This is a genomic window from Streptomyces sp. NRRL F-5122, from assembly GCF_001507435.1.
Classification (GTDB): Bacteria; Actinomycetota; Actinomycetes; order Streptomycetales; family Streptomycetaceae; genus Streptomyces; species Streptomyces lannensis.
Window position 1 is genome coordinate 1 of sequence record NZ_LMWH01000272.1, and the last position, 20,658, is coordinate 20,658.

Here is a 20,658-nt window from a genome sequence, read left to right on the forward strand (position 1 = left end):
GGTCGGTGACGGCGGAAGCGGTACGTCCGCCGGGTCCACCGGAGCCGGGCTGGAGGGACGCGAACCGGTCGGTGACGGCGGAAGCGGTACGTCCGCCGGATCCGGCGTCGTGGGTTGAGCCGCGGTGGGTGTGTGCACCGGACCGGCCGGCGGCCTGGGACTTCCCTTGATGGGGATCTTGTCGGCGAGGCCGTCGACGGCGCGGCCGAGGCCTGCCTTGCCCACCGGCCCCACGCCCAGCTTGGGAGCGGAGTTGGCGATCTCACCGGCCGCCACCTCGTTGGGGTCGCCGCCCTGGGCCACACCCACGCCGATCTTGGTGCCGAGGGTGGCACCTTCCTCCACGAAGCCACCGACCTGGTCGGAGGCCCGCTTGCCTATGGTGTCGGCGGCGGCGGGTGCTGTGGTGTCACCGAACCGGCCGCCCTTGCCCTCCTCCACCGTGGGGTTCCCGCGGCTCTTTCCTACCTTGCCGACGCCTCCCTTGAAGGCGACTCCGGCCACGGCTCCGGCAGCAGCCCCGGCGAACACACCCGCAGCCGTGATCTGGTCGTGGTTGGCCGCCTTGGCAGCAGCTTCCAGCCCCGAGTTGGCCAGGAACTTGCCGGTGACTTCCGTAGCCGCCTTTCCTACGGGGTTGGCGAGGACACCACCGATGACCTTGCTGTTGGCGAGGGACTCGCCGATCTTGGTGATCGAGCCGGTGCTCTTGGTGATGAAGCCGGAGTTCTTCACAGCGGCCACGGCGGCCGGCGCGATCGCCTCGGCGGCCTTGCCGCCGAGCTTCAGCAGGGAGCCGCCCGGGATGATCCCGAGCAGGCCGACGACGAAGTCACCGGCTTTGAGACCGCCGGTCTGACTGGCGACGACTTGGTTGAAGACGAATAGCGCCCCGCCCAAGAGTGCGCCCACCACCGGGAAGAACACCGCCACGACGGCGACGAGGGCGGCCAGCAGAATCTGGACGAACGGGAAGTCCTTGAAGAAGTCGGCGATCTTCTGGAAGATGTTGCGCTCCGGAATCGCCTCCTTGGCCGCCCGGTCCAGCACGTCGGCGCACTGCCGCTGCGCACTCTCCCGCATCGATCTGGCCTGTTCCGCCAGGCTCTTGGCCGCGCTCAGCTCGGCCTTGCCTGCGTCGATGGAGTCCTGCGTCGTGCGGACTTGCGACTTCTCCTCGTCCGTCGGGTTCGCACTCAGTTCCTTGGGCGCCTGGTTCGCCTGTGGTGCGGCCGCCCTTGCCTGGTCCACCGCCCGGTCGAAGGTGTCCTGGGCCTCACGCAGCCGCGGCATGTAGTCGCTGTATGCCTGAGCCGCGTCGTGGTAGGAAGTCATGGTCTTGGTCAGCTTGTCCGGGAGATCGTCGCCGATCTTCTCCTTCAGCTGGTCCATCGCCGCACCACGGCCCTGCGAGATCGTGCCGTCCTTCTTCAGAACGTTCAGCGCCTTCTCCGCGGCATCACCGATGTCTCGGTACCGCTGCATCACGCCCTGGATGAGGTCAGGGTCGCCAGGTGTCGGGTCCGAGTCCATGCCGACGAGCTGGAAGTCCTCGGGACTGGCGTGCCGACGTGGCATTGGTATCCCCCGGTGCGGTGTCGTGAGACGTGATCGCCAGGTACACGGGGTCGGCCCTCCGGAGGGTTCAAACCGTTTTCGCTTCGAACGTTTTCAGCGGTCGGTTCCGTGTAGTCGGTGCAACGGAATCCCGGAGGGCATGGGTGGACACGATGAGCAACGGCGCGGACCTCGGGTTCGAGCACAGACGGGCTAACACCACGGCACGCACGCTTCTGCACGCCCTGGCCGCGTTGCTGGCGGCGTGCCTCGTTGCGCTCGGGGCAGCCACGTCCGCGCACGCGGCGTCCGGCGACGGTCTGATCAAGGTGTTCGTGGTCCCGGACCTCGCACAGACGGGCGGACAGCCGGCCACCCTGCAATCGATCGCCGCCTCGACATTGGGCGACGCATCGCGCTCGGAAGAGATCTTCGACCTCAACCGCGGTCTGGCACAGAAGGACGGCGCGGCGCTCAACGGCCCGGAGGACCAGCTGCATCCGGGCTGGATCCTGCGTCTTCCGCAGGACGCCTCGGGACCCGAGGTCCAACTGGCCCGTGACACCGGAACCCAGATCGCCTCTCCCCCGGGCCCCGGACAGCAGACGTCGCCGCCGGACACCGCTTCGACCACGAAGTTCACCATTCCGCTGGCCGCGGCTGTGGCCGTGCTCGCAGCTATCCTGCTCGCTCTGATCACCGCCGGCATCGTGGCAAGACGCAGGGTGCGCAGGGCGTACGCCACCTCACTGCGCGCCGTCCGCAAGGTGGGCGAGCCGATGCGGCGCAAGCGCCGGCTCATGCAGCGGCGGGCGGCGGGCCGACGGTTCGCCACCGACGCCGAATCGGTGCGGCGCGCCTACGCCACCCTGGACGACTTCGCTCCCACCCGGCAGCAGCCCGAACGGCCGGTGCACGCGCTGCGCGTCGACGACACGGGCGTGACCGTATGGCTTACGGCCTCCGACGCAGCCGACGCCCCGTGGACGAACATCGACAGCACGCGCTGGCGCCGCCCTGCCGCAGCCGGCGGTTGGCTGACCCGCGGCGAGACCACCGGCATGACGTCGCAGTCCTCGGTCACGACGGCCTGCCTCGTCCGGGCAGGAACGGACAGCGACGGTGAGCCCGTGTTCGTGGATCTCAGCCGACTGGACGGCGTCCTCAGCGTGAGCGGTGATCAAACCGTGGCCCGGGACGTCGTGCACAACCTGCTGGCGGAAATCGCACGCACCCGGCCGGATACCCCGGTGACCGTGCTGCGCGGAGCCGACGGTGCCCCGGCGCTCACCGTACCCACGGGCCTGCGGGAGCTGCCCCGGGTGGAGACCCTTGCTGTCTCGGCGCCTGCCACAGGGCAGGGGACGGTACGCGCCGGAGCGTCGCGCCGGCCGGTGCAGGGCTTGGTCGTGGTCACCGGTGCACCCGGCGAGCGGGAGGCCGCGGAGCTGGCCGCCCTGTGCGGGCCGGGCGGCGCGGGCTGGACGGGGCTGGTCTGCGGCGAAGCGAGCGGCGCGCACTGGCGCTGGTACACCGACGCCAACGGCCATGTCGACATCCCGGTGCTGGATGTGCAGCTCACCGTTCCCGCCTGAGGCCGCGGCCGGCCTTGGCGCGCAGGGTGTTGAGGGCGTAGTGCTGGCGGGACTTGACGGTGCCGGCAGGTATGCCGAGGATACGTGCCGTCTCCTGCGCCGTCCGGCCGCACAGGTAGGTGTGCAGTAGGACCTCACGGTGCTCGTGGGACAGCTGTCGCAGCAGGTCGGTCGTCTCGACCGAGGCCAGCACGGCGCCGGCATGGTCAGGCAGAGGCAGGTCGCGGTCGTGGGCGCCGAGGGTCTCGTGGCGGGCGACGGCGCTGCGCATCCGGTCGACGACGAGATTACGGGTCACCTTGAGGAGCCAGCCCCGTACTGATCCCTCGGTACTGTAAAGGCGCTCCGCGTGCGACCAGGCACGGATGAGGGTTTCCTGAACGATGTCCTCCGCCATGTGGTGGTCGTTCAGCAGCTTGTCGGCGTAGGCGACCAATGCCTTCGCGTGGTCGGACATCAGGGTGTGCAGCAGTTGATTGCGGTGCGCGTCCGACGCGACGCCCGCGTCAGTGGTCGTGGTCATGTTCCAGTTCCTGAAGGGGAAGGCTCTACGCGGCTTCAGCTCCTGGTGGAGCGGAGCGGGGAGCGTAGGCAGGGTCCGCTTCCGGAACGCTGACGGTTTACTGACGTGGGGATGGATCAGGTAGGGCGATGTCCTTCAGCCGGTCGTGGACCTGCGGGGCGTCCGGGTGGCCGATGTCCTCGAGGATGCCGAGCGCTTCGCGCCACGCGTGCGCGGCCTGTGTGTGGTGTTGGGCTGCTCGGTGGGTGTCGCCGATGTGCACCAAGGTGTCGGCCTCCAGGTAGCGGTCGCGGATCGCCCGGTACAGCTCCAGCGCGTGCTCGTAGCAGTCGAGGGCCCGTTCGTGGTTGTGGAGGTGGTGGTGGGCATAGCCGAGGCTGTCCCATGCAGCGGCCTCACCGTTGCGGTCGCCGCTCGCCTGGTGGTCCGACAGTGCCCGCGCACACTCATTCAGGGCGTCCTCGTACTTGCCCATCAGGATGTATGTCCATCCGACCTCGTTGGCAATGTTCGCCTCGCCGCTGCGTCGTCCGGCCGCGCGGTACAGCGCGCTCGCATGCTCGTAGTGTTCGAGAGCTTGCTCATGCTGCTTGCGCCGGTTGGCCAGGAAGGCGAAATAGCGGCGGGTCCGGCCCTGCCCGGCTCGGTCGCCGATCTCACTGAACAGCTCCAAGGCGCGCGCGAGGTGCGCGTCGGCTTCCCCCCACAGCTCGAGGCGGCCATTGACGAAGCCGAGCGCACGGTGCACATGTGCCTGACCACGAATGTCGCCCAGGCGTTGAGCCGCTCCCACGGCCGCTGTCTGGGCGCCGATTTGTTCCTGCCAGCGGCCGTTGCGGTCCAGGTACAGCTCCAGTGTCGCGGCCAGCTGCCAGCCGTGCTCGCCGGTTCCACGCCGGGCGTCCTGCTCGATCGCGGCGAGCAGGACGGAGCGGTTGGTCTCCAGCCATTCGGCGGCGGCCGTTTGGTCGGCCAGGCGCGGCACGGTCACCCCGGGCATGTGAGGCCGCAGGTCGATTCGCTCCCGGCGGGGCGCGAGGACGCTGTCCGCAGCGTGCGCGCCATGCAGGTAGTGGTCCAGCATGCGGCGCCGTGCTGTGGCCAGCTCGTGTGCCGTCTCCTGCGCCCGGGCCAATTCGGCGCCGTAGGCGCGGAGCAGTTCGTGACACCCGTAACGCCCGGGAAGGGGTTCGGTGATCAGGTGGGCCCGAACCAGTTCCGCCAGTAGTGCCTTGGTTTGACCGGCGCGCTGTCCGGCCAGGCTGGCGACGGCCGCGAGGGAGCAGTCGGGGCCCGGGTGCAGTGCGAGCAGGCGGAACACCCGGGCGGACGCGGGGGTGAGAAGTTGATATGACCATGAGAAGGCGCTGCGTGCGTCCGCGGCAGGGGCCTCACCGGAAAACGCGTCGAGGCTGTCCTCGTTCTCGTGCAGTTCGGCCGCGATGGACGCGAGCGGAAAGGTCGGGTTCACCACAGCGCGAGCGCTGACGACGGCCAGTGCGAGAGGCAGGTGTCCGCACGCGGCGATGATCTTCGCGACCGCGTCGGGTTCGGCCGCGATCCGTTCGGCGCCGAGCCTGCTGGATAGGAACTCGCGGGCGTCCGCGTCGCTGAGCACGCCCAGCGTAAGCGGGTACGCGCCCTCGCCGGCGACCAGCCCGTACAGCTGGTTACGGCTGGTGACGACCACCAGGCAACCGGGGGCACCGGGCAGCAAGGGGCGGACATGCTCGGTGTCGCGAGCGTTGTCGAGGACGATCAGCACTCGCCGGCCGGCGACCAGGCTGCGATACAGCGCCGCCTGTGCATCCAGCCCCGCCGGAATGCGCTGCGCGGGAACGCCGAATGCATCGAGGAAGGACCGTATCGCCTCGGCCGGGCTCATGACCGAGCCAGTGGGATGGAAACCGCGCAGATTGACGTAGAGCTGCCCATCGGGGAAACGGTCGGCAACCATGTGCGCCCAGTGGACCGCCAGCGTCGTCTTACCCACGCCCGCCATGCCGCCGAGCACCACGGTGGACACTGGCCCTTCATGTGCGGGCAGCAGCCTGTCGACGTGGGCGAGTTCATGGCGCCGACCGGTGAAGGCAGGCAGGGCCACGGGCAGTTGGGCAGGCTTGACCACGACGACAGGATTCAGTTCCACCTCCGCCGCGTCGGCCACCCCTCCCCCACTCTCGTCCGGACCGGTGGACTTCGCGCTCGCGACCTGCTTCGCAGTGGTCATGTCGTAGGCGCGGCCAAGGACACGTTGGTGAGCGGCCTGCAGTTCAGGGCCCGGCTGCACCCCCAGTTCGTCAGCGAGTCGAGTACGCACAGAACGATGAACGTCCAGGGCTTCGGCCTGATGCCCGGTGGCTGCGAGCATCAGAATCAGCCTGGCCTGCAGCGCCTCGTCCAACGGATGCTGCGCGGCGGCCTGCCGGAGCGTCACCAGCACTCGCGCACCCAGGCCCGGCCCGGCTTCCAGGGCCAGTTCGGCTGCTCCCTTGACGGCAGCGAGATGTTCGCCATCCAGGGCGGTGAAGGCCGGGTGGGATCTCACCTCGGGCGCGATCCCGGAGGCCGCGGGCCCGCGCCACAGGGCCAGAGCCTGGATCAAGTACTCGGTGGCAGCAGCCGGATCCCGGTTCTGTGCCGCATGCTCCGCCTGCTGCCGCAGGGCCCGGAAGCGAAGCAGGTCAAGCCCGGCAGGCTCTACTTCCAGCCGGTAGCCGCCCGAGCCGCGCACCAGCCACCGTGACTCGCCCCTCGCCGGGAGATCGGGTTCGAGCAGTCGGCGCAGTGCGCCGATGTGCCGCTGAACCACGTTGACAGCCGTGTCCGGCGGGTTCTGTCCCCACAGGGCGTCGACGATCTCGTGCACGGCAACCGGGTGCCCCGCCTCGGTCAGCAGCAACGCGAGGAGGGCACGTTGCTTGGGCGGTCCCAGCACCAGTTCCGTGTCGCCGCGCCAGGCTCTGACCGGGCCGAGCACGGCGAAACGTATACACACAGGACTTACCGTACCAACTGTGACAACACATAGATCCGAAGCGCCCGCCTTGAAGGGGTTCGGCTACGGGCCAGCATAGAGTCCACGCGAACCTCGCAACGCAGGACCGCTCCACCACAGAGTACCGGCACGTGCCCGAGCTGACACGCACACGACCCCATCCTACGATAAGCCCTTTATTTGCAGTTTAAGCAGTATGCCTCTGCTGGTCTCGCCCGCCGGTATCTGACGGGCAGGTCTTCGGGATCAGTCACCGATAGCCGTAAAGTGAAGGCCGAACCCCGATCGAGGACAGATGCCGCGGCGACTCGGCCGGCATGGGCTTGCGCGAGGCCCCGGACGATAGCGAGGGCGCAGCCCGTTCAATGCAGCCATGCGGTTGCGGAACGCCTCCGCGCGCCAGAAGTGGACGAAGATCCGCGACAGATACTGGGGGCGGACCCCGAGCCGAGGCCAGCGACGAGGACGGCGTCGAGCCCTGAAGAGCGTTCCCTGACGCCGAGCGAATGCGTTGTTAGTGCTCTGACCGGGAAGGTTCGCCGGGTCGGCAGTTCCAGCGGTTGGATGTCCGGAGACGTCCGATCCGACCGTTGAGAGTGTGGTGGCTGAGCCTGTCCGTGTGCGCAGCTGACCGACCAGGAGGGGCAGAAGCTGCAGCGGATCGTGCGCCGGGGCAGCACCAGTTCGGTGCGGTACCGGCGCGCGATGATGCTGCTGGCCTCGGTCGGCGGAAACCGGGTCCCGGTGATCGCGAAGGTGGTGCAGGCCGATGAGGACACCGGCCGCGACACGATCCATCGGTTCGACGAGATCGGTCTGGCCTGCCTGGACCCTAATTCGTTGGTAGCGGCACCGGCGCGGCTTCTTGGAGCACTGCCGGACTGTTCGAGTACGGGACTGTGACGCCTTCCTGGACCCAGGTTGATTGAGGCCTTCACTGAGAGCGGCGCACGGTCCCAGTGCTCGAGGTGAATGGCGGTCGCGTGGACGAGGTGGACAACCTATACAAGTCTCGGCCTGCAAGGCCTCTAGGTAGAGCGGTGACGTCCGGCGTCTTCACGGCCGCCATCACCCGCGGCGCATTCACTCGTTGGAGTTGGTGGTGCGAGCCCGTTTCACGGTGACCTCTTACCAGTCCCGAGCCCTCGAGCTCTGGACAAGACCGAGGCCCGTGGGACGCGCTGGTGCCGCGAACGGCTTGTGAGATGTCGGACCGAAGAGTCCTGGAATTAGGGAGCCGCGTGGCCCGCTTGCGCTCGTGACCAGCGCAGATGCCGGCGCCGAAGGGGAGAGGCAACTTGATCTACTGCGGGATTGACTGGGCTGAGAAGCATCACGACGTCGCCCTGATCGACGACACCGGGCAGCTGCTGGCCAAGCGCCGCATCACCGACGATATGGCTGGCTACCGGCTGCTGCTGGACCTGCTCGCCGAGCACGGCGACGCGAAGGACGCCCCGATCCCGATCGCCATCGAAACCAGTCGTGGCCTCTGCGGCAGGGCAATCGGAAGGTCTTCGCAATCAATCCGATGGCCGCTGCCCGCTACCGCGACCGGCATGGCGTCTCCCGCAAGAAGTCCGACCCTGGCGACGCTCTGGTGCTGGCCAACATCCTGCGCACCGACATGCCTATGCACCGGCCGCTGCCGGCCGACACCGACCTTGCACGCGCCATTGCCGTCCTCGCACGCGCCCAGCAGGACGCGACCTGGAACCGGCAGCAGATCGCCAACCAGCTACGCTCGCTGCTGCGCGAGTACTGCCCCGCCGCCCTGGACGCCTTCGCCGGATGGACCAACGGGCTGTGCCGTTCCGAAGCACGCGAACTGCTCAAGCTCGCCCCCACCCCGAGCCAGGCCGCCCGGCTCACCCGCGCCCAGCTCCGGTCCACCCTCAAACGCGCTGGGCGCAGCCGCGGCATCGAAGCCGAGGCCGACCGGCTCCGCGAGGTCTTCCGGGGTGACTACGCGAGCCAGCCGCAGCTGGTCGAAGACGCGCTCGGCAAGCAGACCTTCGCCCTCCTCCGGCAGTTGGAAGCCGCCTGCCTTGCTGCTGACGAGCTCGCCGAGGCGGTCGAGGAGGCTTTTGTCCAACACCCGGACGCCAAAGTCATCTTGAGTTTCCCCGGTCTCGGGGTCCAGCTCGGCGCCCGGGTGCTAGCCGAGATCGGCGATGACCGCCAGCGGTTCGTCGACGCCCGTGGCATGAAGGCCTATGCAGGCTCTGCCTCCGTCACCCGCGCGTCCGGCAAGAAACACCACGTCGGACGTCGAACGACCCGATCGAAGCCCACTTCGGACCGCTGCGGCAGTTCACCTTCGCCAATTCTCACCACCCCAACCACAACGTCCAGGCCCGGGCCCTGCATGCCTACCTGCACTGGCGTAACGCCAACGCCCGCCACCCCGACGTCCTCGCGGCGCAGCGTCGCGAACGTGTCCGTATCCGAAGCGAGCAGGGCATCCGCTGGGGCGGACGTCCCTTGCCGTCGCAAGCTGAACGGTCTGACGAATGCATGCGGTCGCAGCCCGAAGGTGCAGCAGAGCACCGGACAGACGCATCACTCGCGCGTACGGCCTGACGCGGGCGAGGCGAGCATCGCTTTGAGGATGCGTTGCAGCTCGACGCGGTCCTGGGGGGTAACCATCGCCAGCCTGCGGTCGTACTCCGCGGCGAGGGCTGCAAGTGCTAGATCGCGTGCTTGCGTGCCCTCAGCGGTCAGTACGAGCCGATGACGCCGCAAGTCCGCCTCGTCGATCTCGCGGCGGACAAAGCGCTTGGCGACGAGGTTGCGAACGTAGACCGTCACGCTCGCCTTGGGCAGCAGCAGCGCAGTCGCGATCTCGGCCGGGTACGGCGATGCCTCCACCTCGGCCAGGACGAAAAACTCCTTCGTCTCCAACCCGAGCTCGGCCAGCTCCCGCGTGCAGGCATCCATCACGACGCCCAGCAGCCGCTGGTTCAGCGTCCACAGCTGCGCCCCGTCGACTGACATGCGAACCTCCATCCATGCGGTACAGTTTCGTATTAGTTCTAGATCGTACAAGATATCGTTTTGTACTGGACTCCTATGGAACAACGATCTCACGAAGGAAGCCACGCATGCTTCAGCACCTCACGATCCCGCGCGGTCCCATCAACCTCGCCACAGACCTCCACCTGCCCGACAACGCCGACAGCAGCGCACCACTGCGCGCCGTGGTGCTCTCCACCCCGGGCAGCAGCGTCAAGGAGCAGATCGGCGCCAACTACGCCTCCCGTCTCGCCGCCCGCGGCATCGCGGCGCTCGTCCTCGACCCCGCCCATCAGGGCCAGAGCGAGGGCGAGCCCCGCGACCTCGAAGACCCCTACCGCCGAGGTGAGGACATCTCCTACGCCCTCGACGTGCTCACCACGACCCCCGGCATCGACCCGCAGCGCATCGGCGTCCTCGGCATCTGCGCCGGCGGGGGCTACGCCGTGCACACCGCCCGCACGGACCACCGCATCAAAGCGGTCGGCGCGGTCGTCCCCGTCAACATCGGCGCCGCGTTCCGCAGCTTCTCCCCCGACGGTCCGGCCGCAGCACTCGACGCCCTCGCGGACGCACGTACCGAAGAGGCCCGCTCCGGCGAGACGATCCGCGTAAACTGGCTGCCCGATACCGTTGAGGACGCCACGGCAGCGGGCCTGACCGACATCGACACCACTCAGGCCATCACCTACTACCGCACCGAGCGCGGCGGCAACGAACACTCCACGAACCGGCGCCTCCTGCGCAGCGACTCCCTCCTGCTGGGCTACGACGCGTTCCACTTGGCCGATCGGCTGATGACCCAACCACTCCAGGTCATCCTCGCCGGGCGCATCGGCAACACCGGCTCATACGACACCGGCATGCAGCTGTGGAAGCTGGCCCCCAACCCCGTCGACCTCATGGTGATCGACGGCGCCGGCCACTACGAGATGTACGACGAACCCGAATACGTCGACGCTGCCGTCGAACGACTCACCAGCTTCTATGCGAACAACCTGTAACGCATCCGAACCGGCGAACCTATGCGGTCACAGCACTAGCGGCACGCTGGAGGCAGGTGGCTGAGGAAATGTCGGCAGCAAGGACGAGCTATTCAAGGTCGGGCACCGACCAGGTCTCGCGACTACTGGCGAGTAGGTGTCGAACAGGGCCACAATTCGCCTGATGGCGGCAACCTTGGCTACTACATGGACTGCGCCGGCCCGGGTGAGGGCCCATGCAGGGCTCGCACCCAATGCCGCGGCAACGCACCGTTCCCCTGGCCGTACGCCGAGCCTCACGCGACGGTGCCCTCGTCCCCGCCCGACCTTCGGCGCTCACAACTGTCATCGCGCCGACTGGCCCGCAGCTCCCGCACCCGACGAGCGCGCAACCGCACGCATGGCCTCACTCCCTGACACCCGCCCGCAGCTTCCGCGGCGTGAAGGCGTCGACTGCGCACCGCAGTCCTTCGTGGCCGAGGGGGCACCGACGGACGGAGGCCATGTGCCGACGGGCCACAGCACTACAAACTGGATGCGTCGCCAGGCCTCGCCAGGCCTCCGAGGGCGGCAGCAGGATCCCTCGGCGACTCAATCGCTGCAGGTCAGGGGCGAAAAAGTCCGCGGGATCCGCTGGAAGATCCGCGACCACATCCACGAAGTTCCTCAGCCTGGCCTGCAGCACCATCTGTCAGCGCCGACTGGTGAGTAAGTGTCAGCCGCAGTGAATGTAGCCCCGGGTTGTAGGTGTTGGACGGTCAGTGGTCGGCCTTGCCCAGCACGCTGCGGCAGTGTGCCCAGGCCGGCTCGGACAACAGCGGCCGCCATCGAGTAAGGAGTTCGAGTAGGTTCGCCCCGTGGCGGATGCGGACATCGGGACTGATTGCGACGATGTCCAGTTCGTTAGCGGCGGTGAGCTCGGCGAAGTCCCGACGCGAATTGAGGCTTGGGTGCATCCACGTGCCGGTGAACCGGTCCACGAACGTGCCTCGGATATCGGTCAGCCCCCGGTAAGAGGACTTGCGGTCGCAGGAGGCGTAGAAGTACACGAGTGCTTCGGCCTCGACGCCGATCGCCTCGACCAGTTTCGCCCGATGCCCCAAATCCAGTAGCGCAACCGGGAAGCCGTCGGTCCCGTAGAACGCGTGACACAGCCCGGCTGACACCAGCTCCGAGCGAGCGCCCCACGAGGCGAGAAGGGCGCTGACTCGCTGCAAGTGCGCCAGCAATGTTCCGCCGGGGTGCTCGATCCCTTCAGCTCCGGCCGCCCGCAAGATCGCTAATGCTTCAGCAGTCATCTCAACCTCACTCATCCATACGGTCGCCGTCTGAGCTGAAACACCCATGATCGTAGGACGGAAAACCGCCGATCACGCCAAACCCGCAGCTACAACGCCTGGTACAGGCACATCCCCCTGTGCTCCGCCTGTAGGGCATCCCGTACGTGCGCTACAACGACGAGTCATTGTCAATTCCTGTGGATCAGATTTTCTGCTGCTGAGGCTGGATGCGGCTCGTGTCGTTTGCCGTAGCAGTAGATCCGGCGCAACAGGCGTGTACTCAGAGGGTTTTCTCGAACCAGTGTCGGATGTAGGGGTTGGTGGTGTATGGCGCAATCTTGACGTAGCCGGAGGCGGCGTAGAGGCCCCGAGCCTCGATGAGTTCCTCCATGGTGTCCAGCCGTAGCCGCGTGTGGCCAAGCTTGCGGGCCTCGGTTTCGACGGCAGTCAGCAGGCTCCGGCCGATCCCTTGGCCGCGGAACGCAGGGCGCACGAACATGCGCTTGATCTCGCCGACGCCTGGGGACAGCGCCCGGATGCCAATGCAGCCCACCGGGCTACCGTTGACCCTCGCCAGAAGAAACAGCCCGCCGGGTGGGACCAGTCCCGTGTTGGCCGCCGGCGCCTCGGTCTGATCGTGCAGCAGCGGACCACTCCAGCGTTGGAAGAGCTCCTGCTGATATTCCTCCAGCAGTTCCTGGCCGTCAGCCGCGTCGACCGGCTCGGCGTTGATAACGGTGTTGCTCACCGGTTCCCTCTTTCGCATGAGTCGTTCTTCGTACTGTGGGCCCGCGTTCCGCACTGCATCCAGGAGGCTCCAGTCCTTGTGGCCGTCCGGTTGCTCAGTTGTGGAGGCCGCGAGAGCTGGTCAGGCGTTCGTGGGCGATAGGTGGTTGGGGAGGTCGGTGAGCTGTTCGATGCGGGGGACCGTCCCGTCTGCTGTCGGCGATGGTCTACCGGTGACGAAGTCGATGCCTCGGTCCAGCCAGATGCCGGTGAGTCCGGCGAGGGCGGCTGCGTTCACGTCGCTTTCCAGCATGTCGCCCACGTTGATCGCCTGCGCGGGGTCCGTCCGCATCCGCTGGCAAGCCGAGGCATAGGCGGCGGGCTTGGCAGCACCGAGGTCGGTCGGGGTCAGGACGGCATCGAAGTATTCGAGGAGGCCGAAGCGGGCGAGCTTGGCGCGCTGCTGTTCAGGGTCCCCGTTGGTGAGAACGGCGAGACGCGGTCCGTGGGGAAGCTGTTTCAGGGTCTCCATGCAGGGCTGGACATCGGGATAGCACCGCCACGACTCCTCGAAGACGGTGAGGTAGTGCTCGGTGATCCAGGCGTCCAGAAGGCCGGGGCTTTCAGGAATCGGCTCGCCGAGCATCGGCAGGAAGGAACGGAGTCTGCGTCGGTGGTGCTCAGCGAAGGAGCATTGACCGGCCAGGTATTCCCGCATGTGGCGCGCCTCCAGCGTCCACCACAACGTCGCCAGCTCCTCCGGTGGAGCCGTCGCGTTCGGCGCGGCCTGAATGATCTGGCCGATCGTTTCCCAGACTGCGCTTCGGTGATCGACCAGGGTGCCGTCCAGATCGAAGAAGATCACATCTGTCATGGGCTGATCATCCCGTGGCACTTGGAGTAATTGTCAAGATCTGTCAATTAGTTGAGGTGGGTCACGCCGCGGAGGTGTCCTCCGGACGTTCGACGAGGTGACCGTTCTCGAAGCGGGCGCCGTTGCGGACCAGGGCGACGAGGTGGGGTGCGGTGATCGCGCGCCAGCTTTCCTGGGCGGACTCGACGAGCTTGAAAACCATCGCCAAGGCGGCGGCTGGGCTGCCCGCGCCGCGGGTGACCTTGGTGCGGAGTTTCACCGTGGAGAAGGTCGACTCGATGGGGGATTCGTAGTGCGCAGATGGACCCAGTGCTGGGCGGGAAAATCGTAGAACGCCAGCAGCTCCTCGGCGTCATCGGTGATCTTCTTCACCGCCTTGCGCCATTTCGCCTCGTAGGTCCTCGCGAATTCCGCGATCGCCTTCTCGGCGTGCGCGCGGTCCTCGGCGTTGTAGATCTCCTGCATCGCCTTCTTCGCGCCGGGCTGCGCGGATTTCGGCAACGCGTTCGAGACGTTGCGGGCCTTGTGGACCCAACACCTCTGATGCCGGGCGGCGGGAAGCACCTCAGCCAGGGCCTTCCAGAGTCCCATCGCGCCGTCGCTGACGACCAGCTCGGGGTCTGTCATGCCGCGTCGGCGGCAGTCCCGCAGCAGGTCGGCCCACGACTCGGTCGACTCGCGTAGGCCCTCTGCGATCGCGATCAGCTCCTTGGTGCCGTCCACGCGCACGCCCATGAGGACCAGGACGCAGGAGTGGGCTTGTCCGAGGCGGACCTTGGGGTGCACGCCGTCGGCCCACACGTAGACGTAGTCGCTGCCGGTCAGAGTCCGGTCCTGGAGCACGGCGTGATCGGCCTGCCACTGCTTCGTCAGCCGCATGACCGTCGCCGACGACAGCCCCGCAGTCGAGCCCAGGCACACAGCGCGGGCATGAAGTCCCCGCTGGACAGGCCGCGGAGGTAGAGCAGGGGCAGCACTTCGCTGACCTTCGGGGACTTGCGACACCACGGAGCCAGAATCCTGGAGGAGAACCTCTTGCGCTCCCCGGTGACCTCGTCGACCCGCTTGTCGTTCACGCGCGGCGCGTGGACCTCGACGGGACCTACGGCCGTGGTCACCGTCCGTTCGCGGTGGTGGCCGTTGCGGACCACCAGGCGCCGGCCTCGTTCGTCACGCTGGTCGGCGAGCTCGGCTATGTACTGGTTGACCTCGGCCTCCAGCGCGGCGGCCAGCATCCGGCGGGCGCCCTCCCGGACGATGTCGTCGATCAGGGAGCCGGTCTCGGTCGTTCCATCCGCATTAACTACCCTGAGCACGGGCGTGCCTTCCTGACCCGCGTTCGCAGCACGGGCCTACTCGGAGATCAGAAGTCGATCACTCGGGAAGGTACGCCCGTTCGCGTCCAACCCGAGGCCGATCCACAGATCTTGAGCATTGCTCTACAACAACGCCGGCTGGCAACTGCTGTCGCTGGAGCGGGCTTTGACGCCGGGCAGACGTGCCGACGCAGACTGGGCAGGTGGCACGAGGCAGGCGTGCTCGAGAACTGCATCGCGTGTTGCTCGACGAGCTACACGTAGCAGCCACTTTCGATTGGCCTTGCGCCTGCGTGAATGCCTCTCACATCCGCGCGAAAGGAGGGGCGAGATCACTGAGTCGTCGCCGGTCGACTACGTGAAGAAGGGAAGTAAGCATCACCTGATCTGCGGCAAGAAGGGCACCTCGTCCAAGCTCACTGCTACTGCAGCCTACGTCAACGACGTCGTGCGGACCCTGGCCCTGGTCGACGGCACCTCCTCGTCTCATTGCGAGGTCAAGGTGCGGTAGAAGTCGCAGTGGTTGCGGGCCGCCGTTTCCCAGGTGTGGCGGGCTGCGAGGTCGCGTCCGGCAGTCCGTCGAGCCGGGTCGTCGTCTGTGAGGGCGCGGCCGAGTTCGACGGCCAGGTCCTGGGGTGTGGTGGCGAAGCGCGCGGTGGCGCCGAAGACCTCGCGCAGGACGGGCAGGTCTCGCACGACCAGGGGCACACCTGCGGCGAGGGCTTCCATCGCCGCCAGGCCGAAGCCTTCCTTTAGGGACGGGAAGGCGAAGGCATCGGCAGCCGCCACAAGCGACGGCAGGTCGCTCTCGGCCACCTCACCCAGGACGACCGGCTCGACACCGAGTTCAGCCGCCCGTGTCTCCCAGCGGACGCGGTAGTCGCGGTAGTCGAAAAGGGTCTCTCCGCCCGCGATCACCAGCCGTACGTCCGGGTGGGCGGAGCGCAGGTACACGTACGCCTCCAGCAGGTCCAATGAGCCCTTGCGCGGCTCGATGCCGCCGACCGTGAGGACGTAACGGCCCAGGCGGGAGCGCCAGTTCGCCCGGTCGGCCGAATCCGTGCTGGCGAAACGGTCGAAGGAAACTCCGTTGGGTATGACTGCCGCGTCGATGCCCCAGCCGTCTGCCAGCTCCGTAGCAACGGCCGCCGACACGCAGATGTGCGCGTACGGTTCGACAATGGCCAGCTCGTGGCAGGCGGCCAGTTCAGGGGTGGTGAAGTGGTCGAGGTGGTGGACCGTGCGGATGCAGCGGCCACCGACCGCATTGGCGCTGATGCAGTCCTGGGCGTGAACAATGTCGTACCTCGCCGTGAAGGGCTCGAAGGCTTCGCCGAGGACGGCGATGGAGCGCCGGATGCGTTCGCCGACCGTCTCGCCGTCGGGGCCGTCTGGGAAGGGGACGATCCGCAGTCGTACTGCGGGATCGACCGGGCGGAAGAAGCCGGAGTCGCCCCCTCGTCCCAGCGTCCACACCGTGACGTCCTGCCCGGTCGCGGCGAGCGCCTCGGCGAGGGCGAGCGTGTGGACGACGCCGCCACGCGGCTTGGTGGAGTAGCTGAGCAGGGCGATCTTCACGTGCGGGCATCCCGGTAGGTGTCGGGGCGGCGTTCGTCGAGGTGGCGCAGGAGTCGTCGGGCCCGCTCGATCTCCTCGACGACGTCCACCTCTGCAACCGCGAGGCCGGCCTTGGACCAGGTGCGGGCGAGGATGTCACCGCCCGGGCCGACGACCTTGGACTGGCCGAGGAAGCGCATGCCGCCGAGGGCGCCGGTCTGGTTGGAGGAGGCGAGGACCACCTGGTTCTCCGCGGCACGGGCCTGGTCGTAGAGGTCGAAGAGCCTGGACTGGCGATCTTGAGCCATGCGCGGGGCGCGGTTGGTGATGGACGTGGGCCAGGCAGAGAGGCATGCGAGGATCTCGGCGCCGTCCAGTGCCAAAGAACGGGCCGACTCGGGAAAGGTCTTGTCGTAGTCAATGAGCATGCCGATCCGGCCGACCGGGGTGTCGAAGGCGGCAAAGCGGTCGCCCGGGGAGTAGGCGGCGACTTCTCCGGCCGGGAGGTGGACCTTGCGGTGGCGGCCGAGGACGCCGTCGCCGCTGACGCACACGGCGGCGTTGTAGCGCTCGTCGCCGGCGTCCTCGCAGTAGCCGAAGCAGACCACTATCTCAGCAGCCAGACGGGCGACTTGCAGGATCAGCGGGTCGTCGGGTTTGAGGGCCGGGGGCAGAGCCGCGGGGTCGGGGTGACGCAGGTCGGCCACGTAGCCGCCGAGCGCGGCGTCGGGCAGGACCAGCAGTGCGGCGCCCGAGGTGCGTGCGTCCTTGATGAGTTTGGCGATACGGGCCAGGTCGAACTCCAGGTCGCGGCCGAAGTGGGCCGCCGCGGCCGCGATCCGGACGGTGGTCATGCGCTGACTGCTCCTGGTGACAGGTCGTAGGTATCGGGTCGCCGGTCGCGCAGGTGGCCCATCGACCGGCGGGCGGTCTCCAGCGCCTGCACGACGTCGATCTCGGCGACGGCGATACCGGCCGCGATACCGGTGTCGGCGAGGATCTCGCCGCCGGGGTCGACGACCTTGGCGCTGCCGACAAAGCGTAGCGAGCCAAAGGTGCCGGCCTGGTTGGCGGACAGCCACACGATCTGGTTCTCCAGGGCGCGGGCCCGGTCGAACAGGTCGAAGCGTCGTTTCCAGCGGTCCTGTGCGAGATCGGCGACCGCGTTGGTGCGGGAGCCGGGCCAGGCAGAGACACAGACGCCGATCTGAGCGCCGTCCAGGGCCAGGGCGCGAGCGGACTCCGGGAACGCCTTGTCGTAGCAGATCATCATGCCGATCCGGCCGACGGGCGTGTCGAAGGCGTGGAAGCGATCGCCGGAGGAGTAGGACGCGTCTTCGCTCAGCGGCTGGTGGACCTTGCGGTGGTTGCCGAGGACGCCGTCGCCGGTGACGCAGACGACGCTGTTGTAGCGGCGGCCCTCGCCGTCGGCTTCGCAGTATCCGGCCACGACCGTCATCTCCCCGGCGAGGGCGGCCAGTCGGCCGATCTCCGGGCCGTCCACGGCGAGCGCGGGCGGGCCGTCGTCGAGTTCGGTGTCGTTGTCGAGGCTGAGGAGGTAGCCGCCCAGGCATGCCTCCGGCAGGGCGAGCAGCGTTGCGCCCGCCTCTCGGGCTTCCTTGATCAGCTGTTCGGCGATCAGGAAGTCCTCCTCCAGGTCGCGGCTGAACTCGGCGGCCACGGCGGCCACGCGCAGGGTGGTCATGCTGTTCCCATCCCGGTCACCGTCGAGGTGACCGCTTCGGTGATCTCTCCGTCGGGCCAGCGCAGGCCCACGCCTGCTCCGGTGGTCAGTTCGCCGCAGACCGCACTGGTGGCGGGCCCGGCGGGCAGCGGCAGGGCGGATGGACTGTCGGCGGTGAGCATCGCGAAACCGGGAAAGCAAGTGAGCCAGTCGCCCACGCTCGCGTTGCTCGGACGGGGTGTGGTGGCCACGTCGAGGATCGCCTGGCAGTTGCTCGCCTCAGCGAGCATGCCGAGCGTCCCGGCGATCCCGGCCATCGACACGTCCTTCGCGGCGGCGGGCCGGGCGGCCGCCACCGCGGCGGTCATGGTGCGCAGTTCGTCCGAACGGCGATGGCTGGTCGAGTCCCATTGGCGCCCCCGGTAGCCCGAGCGCCATCCCCCGCCGAGGTCGGCGGTCAGCCGTATGGCATGGCCGGGGCGTCCGCCACCGCCTGGCACCGGCCGGTCGGTGCGGCCGAGTGCTGTCGCCGAGAGGGCGGCGGGGACGCCGAGCTGGGTGTGCCCGCCGAGCACTGGCAAGCCGTACGCCGTCGCTGCCCGTGCGAGTCCGGCCAGGACCCGGGCGGCGTGTGCCGCGTCGCGGGCGCCAACGGCGTTCAGCAGACCGAGCGGTGCGGCTCCCATCGCCGCGAGGTCGTTGACGTTGACGAGGACCGCGCACCATCCCGCCCAGTCGGGGTCCCGCTCGACCATGGAGGGCACGATCGCGTCGCACGCCGCGATCATGTCGGTGCCGGGGACGGGAGCCCCGTCGTCACCGACAAAGCCCGGAGGAGGGTTCAGTGCGGTCAGGAGCGGCCCCAGAGGGGACTTCGTGGCTGCCACGAGTGCGGCAATACGGCCGATCGGCCAGCGCATCAGGACGTGCGGCGCGCCCGCGACCGTTGTGTTGCGCACCCGCTGCCAGCCCAGGCGCTGGAACAGAACCTCGCTGCGGGTCTGGACGGTCGCGTCGAACCGCAGCACGCCCTGCGTCTCTGCCCAGGCGCAGGCGGCCCGCACCAGCGCCGCGCCGATGCCGCGCGCGCCGCGGGCCTGGCGGGCGACGACGAGCCGCCCGCCCTGCCACCAGCCGAGGTCGGGGCCGTCATCGACCGGGCCAAGGCGCACTCCGCCCACCACGACTCCGTGCGGGTCCTTCGCGACCATGACCACGGTCCGCGGATCGCTGTCGCGACCATCCAGGTCGTGGTGCGCGAAGAGCCGCTGTTCGCGGACGAACGCGTCGCGGCGCAGCCTCCGGTAGGCGGTCACGTCCGCCGAGCTGCCCGCCTCCTCGATCCGGTAAGCGGTCTGCTGCCGGGCGAGCGTGCTGCGGTCGCCGAGCAGGGCCAGAATGTCCGGTGTACTGCCCACGGCCGGCCCGACGACAAAGCCGTCGAGGTTCACGGCGTCACCCGCCCGCTGCCGGGAGCACGCTGCACGCCCCGCAGGCGGCGCAACCGGCCTTCTGATCGGCGCCGCTCATGCCGGCCGCCCGGAGCTTGGCGGCAACACCCTCGGTGACGTACCGCAGCAGATCCGCGCTGGGCGCCGTGATCCCATCGCGGGCGGCGAGCGTACCGCTCATCGGTCGGAAGGGGACCACGAAGGGGTAGATCCCGCGGTCTATCAACTTCCCCGCGCCCTCAACGAGTTCGTCAGGGTCCTCGCCCAGGCCCACGAGGAGGTAGGTGGAGACCCGGTTGGGGCCGAACACGCGTACCGCCTCGTCCCACGCGGCGTCGTACTCGGTGAGCGCAACGGTCGACTTGCCGGGCATCCATCGCCTTCGCACCGCGTCGTCGAGGGATTCGACATGAATGCCGATGGCGGTGGCGCCGGCGTCGTGCAGGGCGCGGATCCAGGACAGGTCGCCGGGCGGTTCGCACTGCACCTGGATGGGCAGGTTCGGCACCGCCCTGAGGACCGCGCGGACCGACCTTACGAGGTTACGGGCGCCTCGGTCGGGGCCGGTGGTGGTGCCCGTGGTCATGACCATCTGCTTGACGCCGTCGAGTCGCACGGCGGCCTCGGCGACCTCGGCGAGCTGCGCGGGGGTCTTGGCCGCGACCGTGGCGCCGACGCGCAGGGACTCCTCGATGGTGCAGAAGCGGCAGCGGTCGGACTCGCCGTAGCGGATACAGGTCTGTACGACGGTGGTGGCGAGGACGTCCGAGCCGTGCAGGCGGGCGATCTGCTCGTAGCGGATGCCGTCGGCGGTGGTCAGATCGTAGAACGCAGGCCGCTGGACGGTCGTCAGGGTGATCCCGGTGTCCTCGTCACCGAGCCAGACTTTGCCGTCGCGTACGGAGTAGGGACTGCCGTGGTTGCGAGGGAGCGCCGCGTTGGCACCGTCGACGAGGACATGGCCGTCGTCGCTGGGCCCCGCGCCGTCGGGCCTGCGCACAGGTGCGTCCAACGCGACGCCGTGCAGGGCCAGTTCGGTGCGGGTCGTGATCCGCACATCCACCGCCGTAGTGCTGTTGCCGGTGCCAACGCTCACGTA

15 protein-coding genes and 4 pseudogenes are annotated in these 20,658 nt (G+C 68.3%); 6 read left to right on the forward strand and 13 right to left on the reverse strand.

The window, feature by feature from the left end; translation table 11 throughout:
- On the reverse strand, positions 1 to 1,578 hold a 1,578-nt coding region (locus ADL25_RS37485), incomplete at its 3' end, for a putative T7SS-secreted protein (RefSeq protein ID WP_159045091.1).
- Between the two features lie 152 nt (positions 1,579 to 1,730).
- Between ADL25_RS37485 and ADL25_RS37490 the strand changes: the two genes are divergently transcribed.
- On the forward strand, positions 1,731 to 3,152 hold the full coding sequence (locus ADL25_RS37490) for a hypothetical protein (RefSeq protein ID WP_147317845.1): 1,422 nt from the start codon (positions 1,731 to 1,733) through the stop codon (positions 3,150 to 3,152).
- Here ADL25_RS37490 and ADL25_RS47125 read toward each other — a convergent pair.
- On the reverse strand, positions 3,136 to 3,675 hold the full coding sequence (locus ADL25_RS47125) for a sigma-70 family RNA polymerase sigma factor (RefSeq protein WP_181922977.1): 540 nt from the start codon (positions 3,673 to 3,675) through the stop codon (positions 3,136 to 3,138). The two genes, ADL25_RS37490 and ADL25_RS47125, sit on opposite strands and share 17 nt — an antisense overlap.
- Positions 3,676 to 3,772: 97 nt before the next feature.
- On the reverse strand, positions 3,773 to 6,673 hold the full coding sequence (locus tag ADL25_RS37500; RefSeq protein ID WP_059132396.1) for an AfsR/SARP family transcriptional regulator: 2,901 nt from the start codon (positions 6,671 to 6,673) through the stop codon (positions 3,773 to 3,775).
- 601 nt (positions 6,674 to 7,274) lie between these two features.
- Here ADL25_RS37500 and ADL25_RS37505 point away from each other — a divergent pair.
- The 3 pseudogenes from ADL25_RS37505 to ADL25_RS51095 all read left to right on the forward strand — a co-directional run.
- A pseudogene (locus ADL25_RS37505) lies at positions 7,275 to 7,507 on the forward strand (helix-turn-helix domain-containing protein); the annotation flags it as partial.
- A gap of 437 nt (positions 7,508 to 7,944) precedes the next feature.
- A pseudogene (locus ADL25_RS47130) lies at positions 7,945 to 8,960 on the forward strand (IS110 family transposase); the annotation flags it as partial.
- A pseudogene (locus ADL25_RS51095) lies at positions 8,951 to 9,154 on the forward strand (IS630 family transposase); the annotation flags it as partial. The pseudogenes ADL25_RS47130 and ADL25_RS51095, both read left to right, overlap by 10 nt.
- An 81-nt stretch (positions 9,155 to 9,235) precedes the next feature.
- Here ADL25_RS51095 and ADL25_RS37515 read toward each other — a convergent pair.
- The gene (locus ADL25_RS37515; protein WP_059132399.1) at positions 9,236 to 9,670 is read right to left on the reverse strand and encodes a MarR family winged helix-turn-helix transcriptional regulator; all 435 of its coding nucleotides are present in this window, start codon (positions 9,668 to 9,670) and stop codon (positions 9,236 to 9,238) included.
- A gap of 107 nt (positions 9,671 to 9,777) precedes the next feature.
- Between ADL25_RS37515 and ADL25_RS37520 the strand changes: the two genes are divergently transcribed.
- Positions 9,778 to 10,692: an alpha/beta hydrolase gene (locus ADL25_RS37520; protein WP_059132400.1), complete on the forward strand. Its 915-nt coding sequence runs from the start codon at positions 9,778 to 9,780 to the stop codon at positions 10,690 to 10,692.
- A gap of 737 nt (positions 10,693 to 11,429) precedes the next feature.
- Here the strand turns inward: ADL25_RS37520 and ADL25_RS37525 are convergent.
- From ADL25_RS37525 to ADL25_RS37540, 4 genes and pseudogenes are all read right to left on the reverse strand, one after another.
- Positions 11,430 to 11,969 (reverse strand): DUF6817 domain-containing protein, encoded by a 540-nt coding sequence (locus ADL25_RS37525; protein ID WP_079050850.1) that lies wholly within the window; start codon positions 11,967 to 11,969, stop codon positions 11,430 to 11,432.
- 262 nt (positions 11,970 to 12,231) lie between these two features.
- Positions 12,232 to 12,699: a GNAT family N-acetyltransferase gene (locus ADL25_RS37530; protein WP_059132402.1), complete on the reverse strand. Its 468-nt coding sequence runs from the start codon at positions 12,697 to 12,699 to the stop codon at positions 12,232 to 12,234.
- A gap of 120 nt (positions 12,700 to 12,819) precedes the next feature.
- A complete protein-coding gene (locus ADL25_RS37535) occupies positions 12,820 to 13,551 on the reverse strand; it encodes an HAD family hydrolase (protein ID WP_059132403.1) in 732 nt (243 codons plus the stop codon).
- 61 nt (positions 13,552 to 13,612) lie between these two features.
- A pseudogene (locus tag ADL25_RS37540) lies at positions 13,613 to 14,867 on the reverse strand (IS256 family transposase).
- 358 nt (positions 14,868 to 15,225) lie between these two features.
- Here ADL25_RS37540 and ADL25_RS49395 point away from each other — a divergent pair.
- On the forward strand, positions 15,226 to 15,378 hold the full coding sequence (locus tag ADL25_RS49395; RefSeq protein WP_159045092.1) for a hypothetical protein: 153 nt from the start codon (positions 15,226 to 15,228) through the stop codon (positions 15,376 to 15,378).
- On the opposite strand, the gene ADL25_RS37545 is transcribed toward ADL25_RS49395, so the two are convergent.
- From ADL25_RS37545 to ADL25_RS37565, 5 genes are read right to left on the reverse strand one after another with little or no spacing between them, the layout of a single operon-like run.
- Positions 15,354 to 16,445, reverse strand: a complete 1,092-nt coding sequence (locus ADL25_RS37545) for an MSMEG_0565 family glycosyltransferase (RefSeq protein ID WP_059132404.1) — start codon at positions 16,443 to 16,445, stop codon at positions 15,354 to 15,356. The two genes, ADL25_RS49395 and ADL25_RS37545, sit on opposite strands and share 25 nt — an antisense overlap.
- A complete protein-coding gene (locus tag ADL25_RS37550; RefSeq protein ID WP_059132405.1) occupies positions 16,442 to 17,278 on the reverse strand; it encodes a carbon-nitrogen hydrolase family protein in 837 nt (278 codons plus the stop codon). The genes ADL25_RS37545 and ADL25_RS37550 overlap by 4 nt, the downstream gene beginning before the upstream one ends.
- On the reverse strand, positions 17,275 to 18,129 hold the full coding sequence (locus ADL25_RS37555) for a carbon-nitrogen hydrolase family protein (protein WP_059132406.1): 855 nt from the start codon (positions 18,127 to 18,129) through the stop codon (positions 17,275 to 17,277). Before ADL25_RS37555 ends, ADL25_RS37550 begins: the two co-directional genes overlap by 4 nt.
- Complete coding sequence (locus tag ADL25_RS37560; protein ID WP_079050851.1) at positions 18,126 to 19,559, reverse strand: MSMEG_0567/sll0787 family protein; 1,434 nt, start codon at positions 19,557 to 19,559, stop codon at positions 18,126 to 18,128. The genes ADL25_RS37555 and ADL25_RS37560 overlap by 4 nt, the downstream gene beginning before the upstream one ends.
- A gap of 4 nt (positions 19,560 to 19,563) precedes the next feature.
- Entirely contained in the window at positions 19,564 to 20,655 is a 1,092-nt protein-coding gene (locus tag ADL25_RS37565; RefSeq protein ID WP_234381198.1) for an MSMEG_0568 family radical SAM protein, read from the reverse strand.
- Positions 20,656 to 20,658 lie beyond the last annotated feature (3 nt).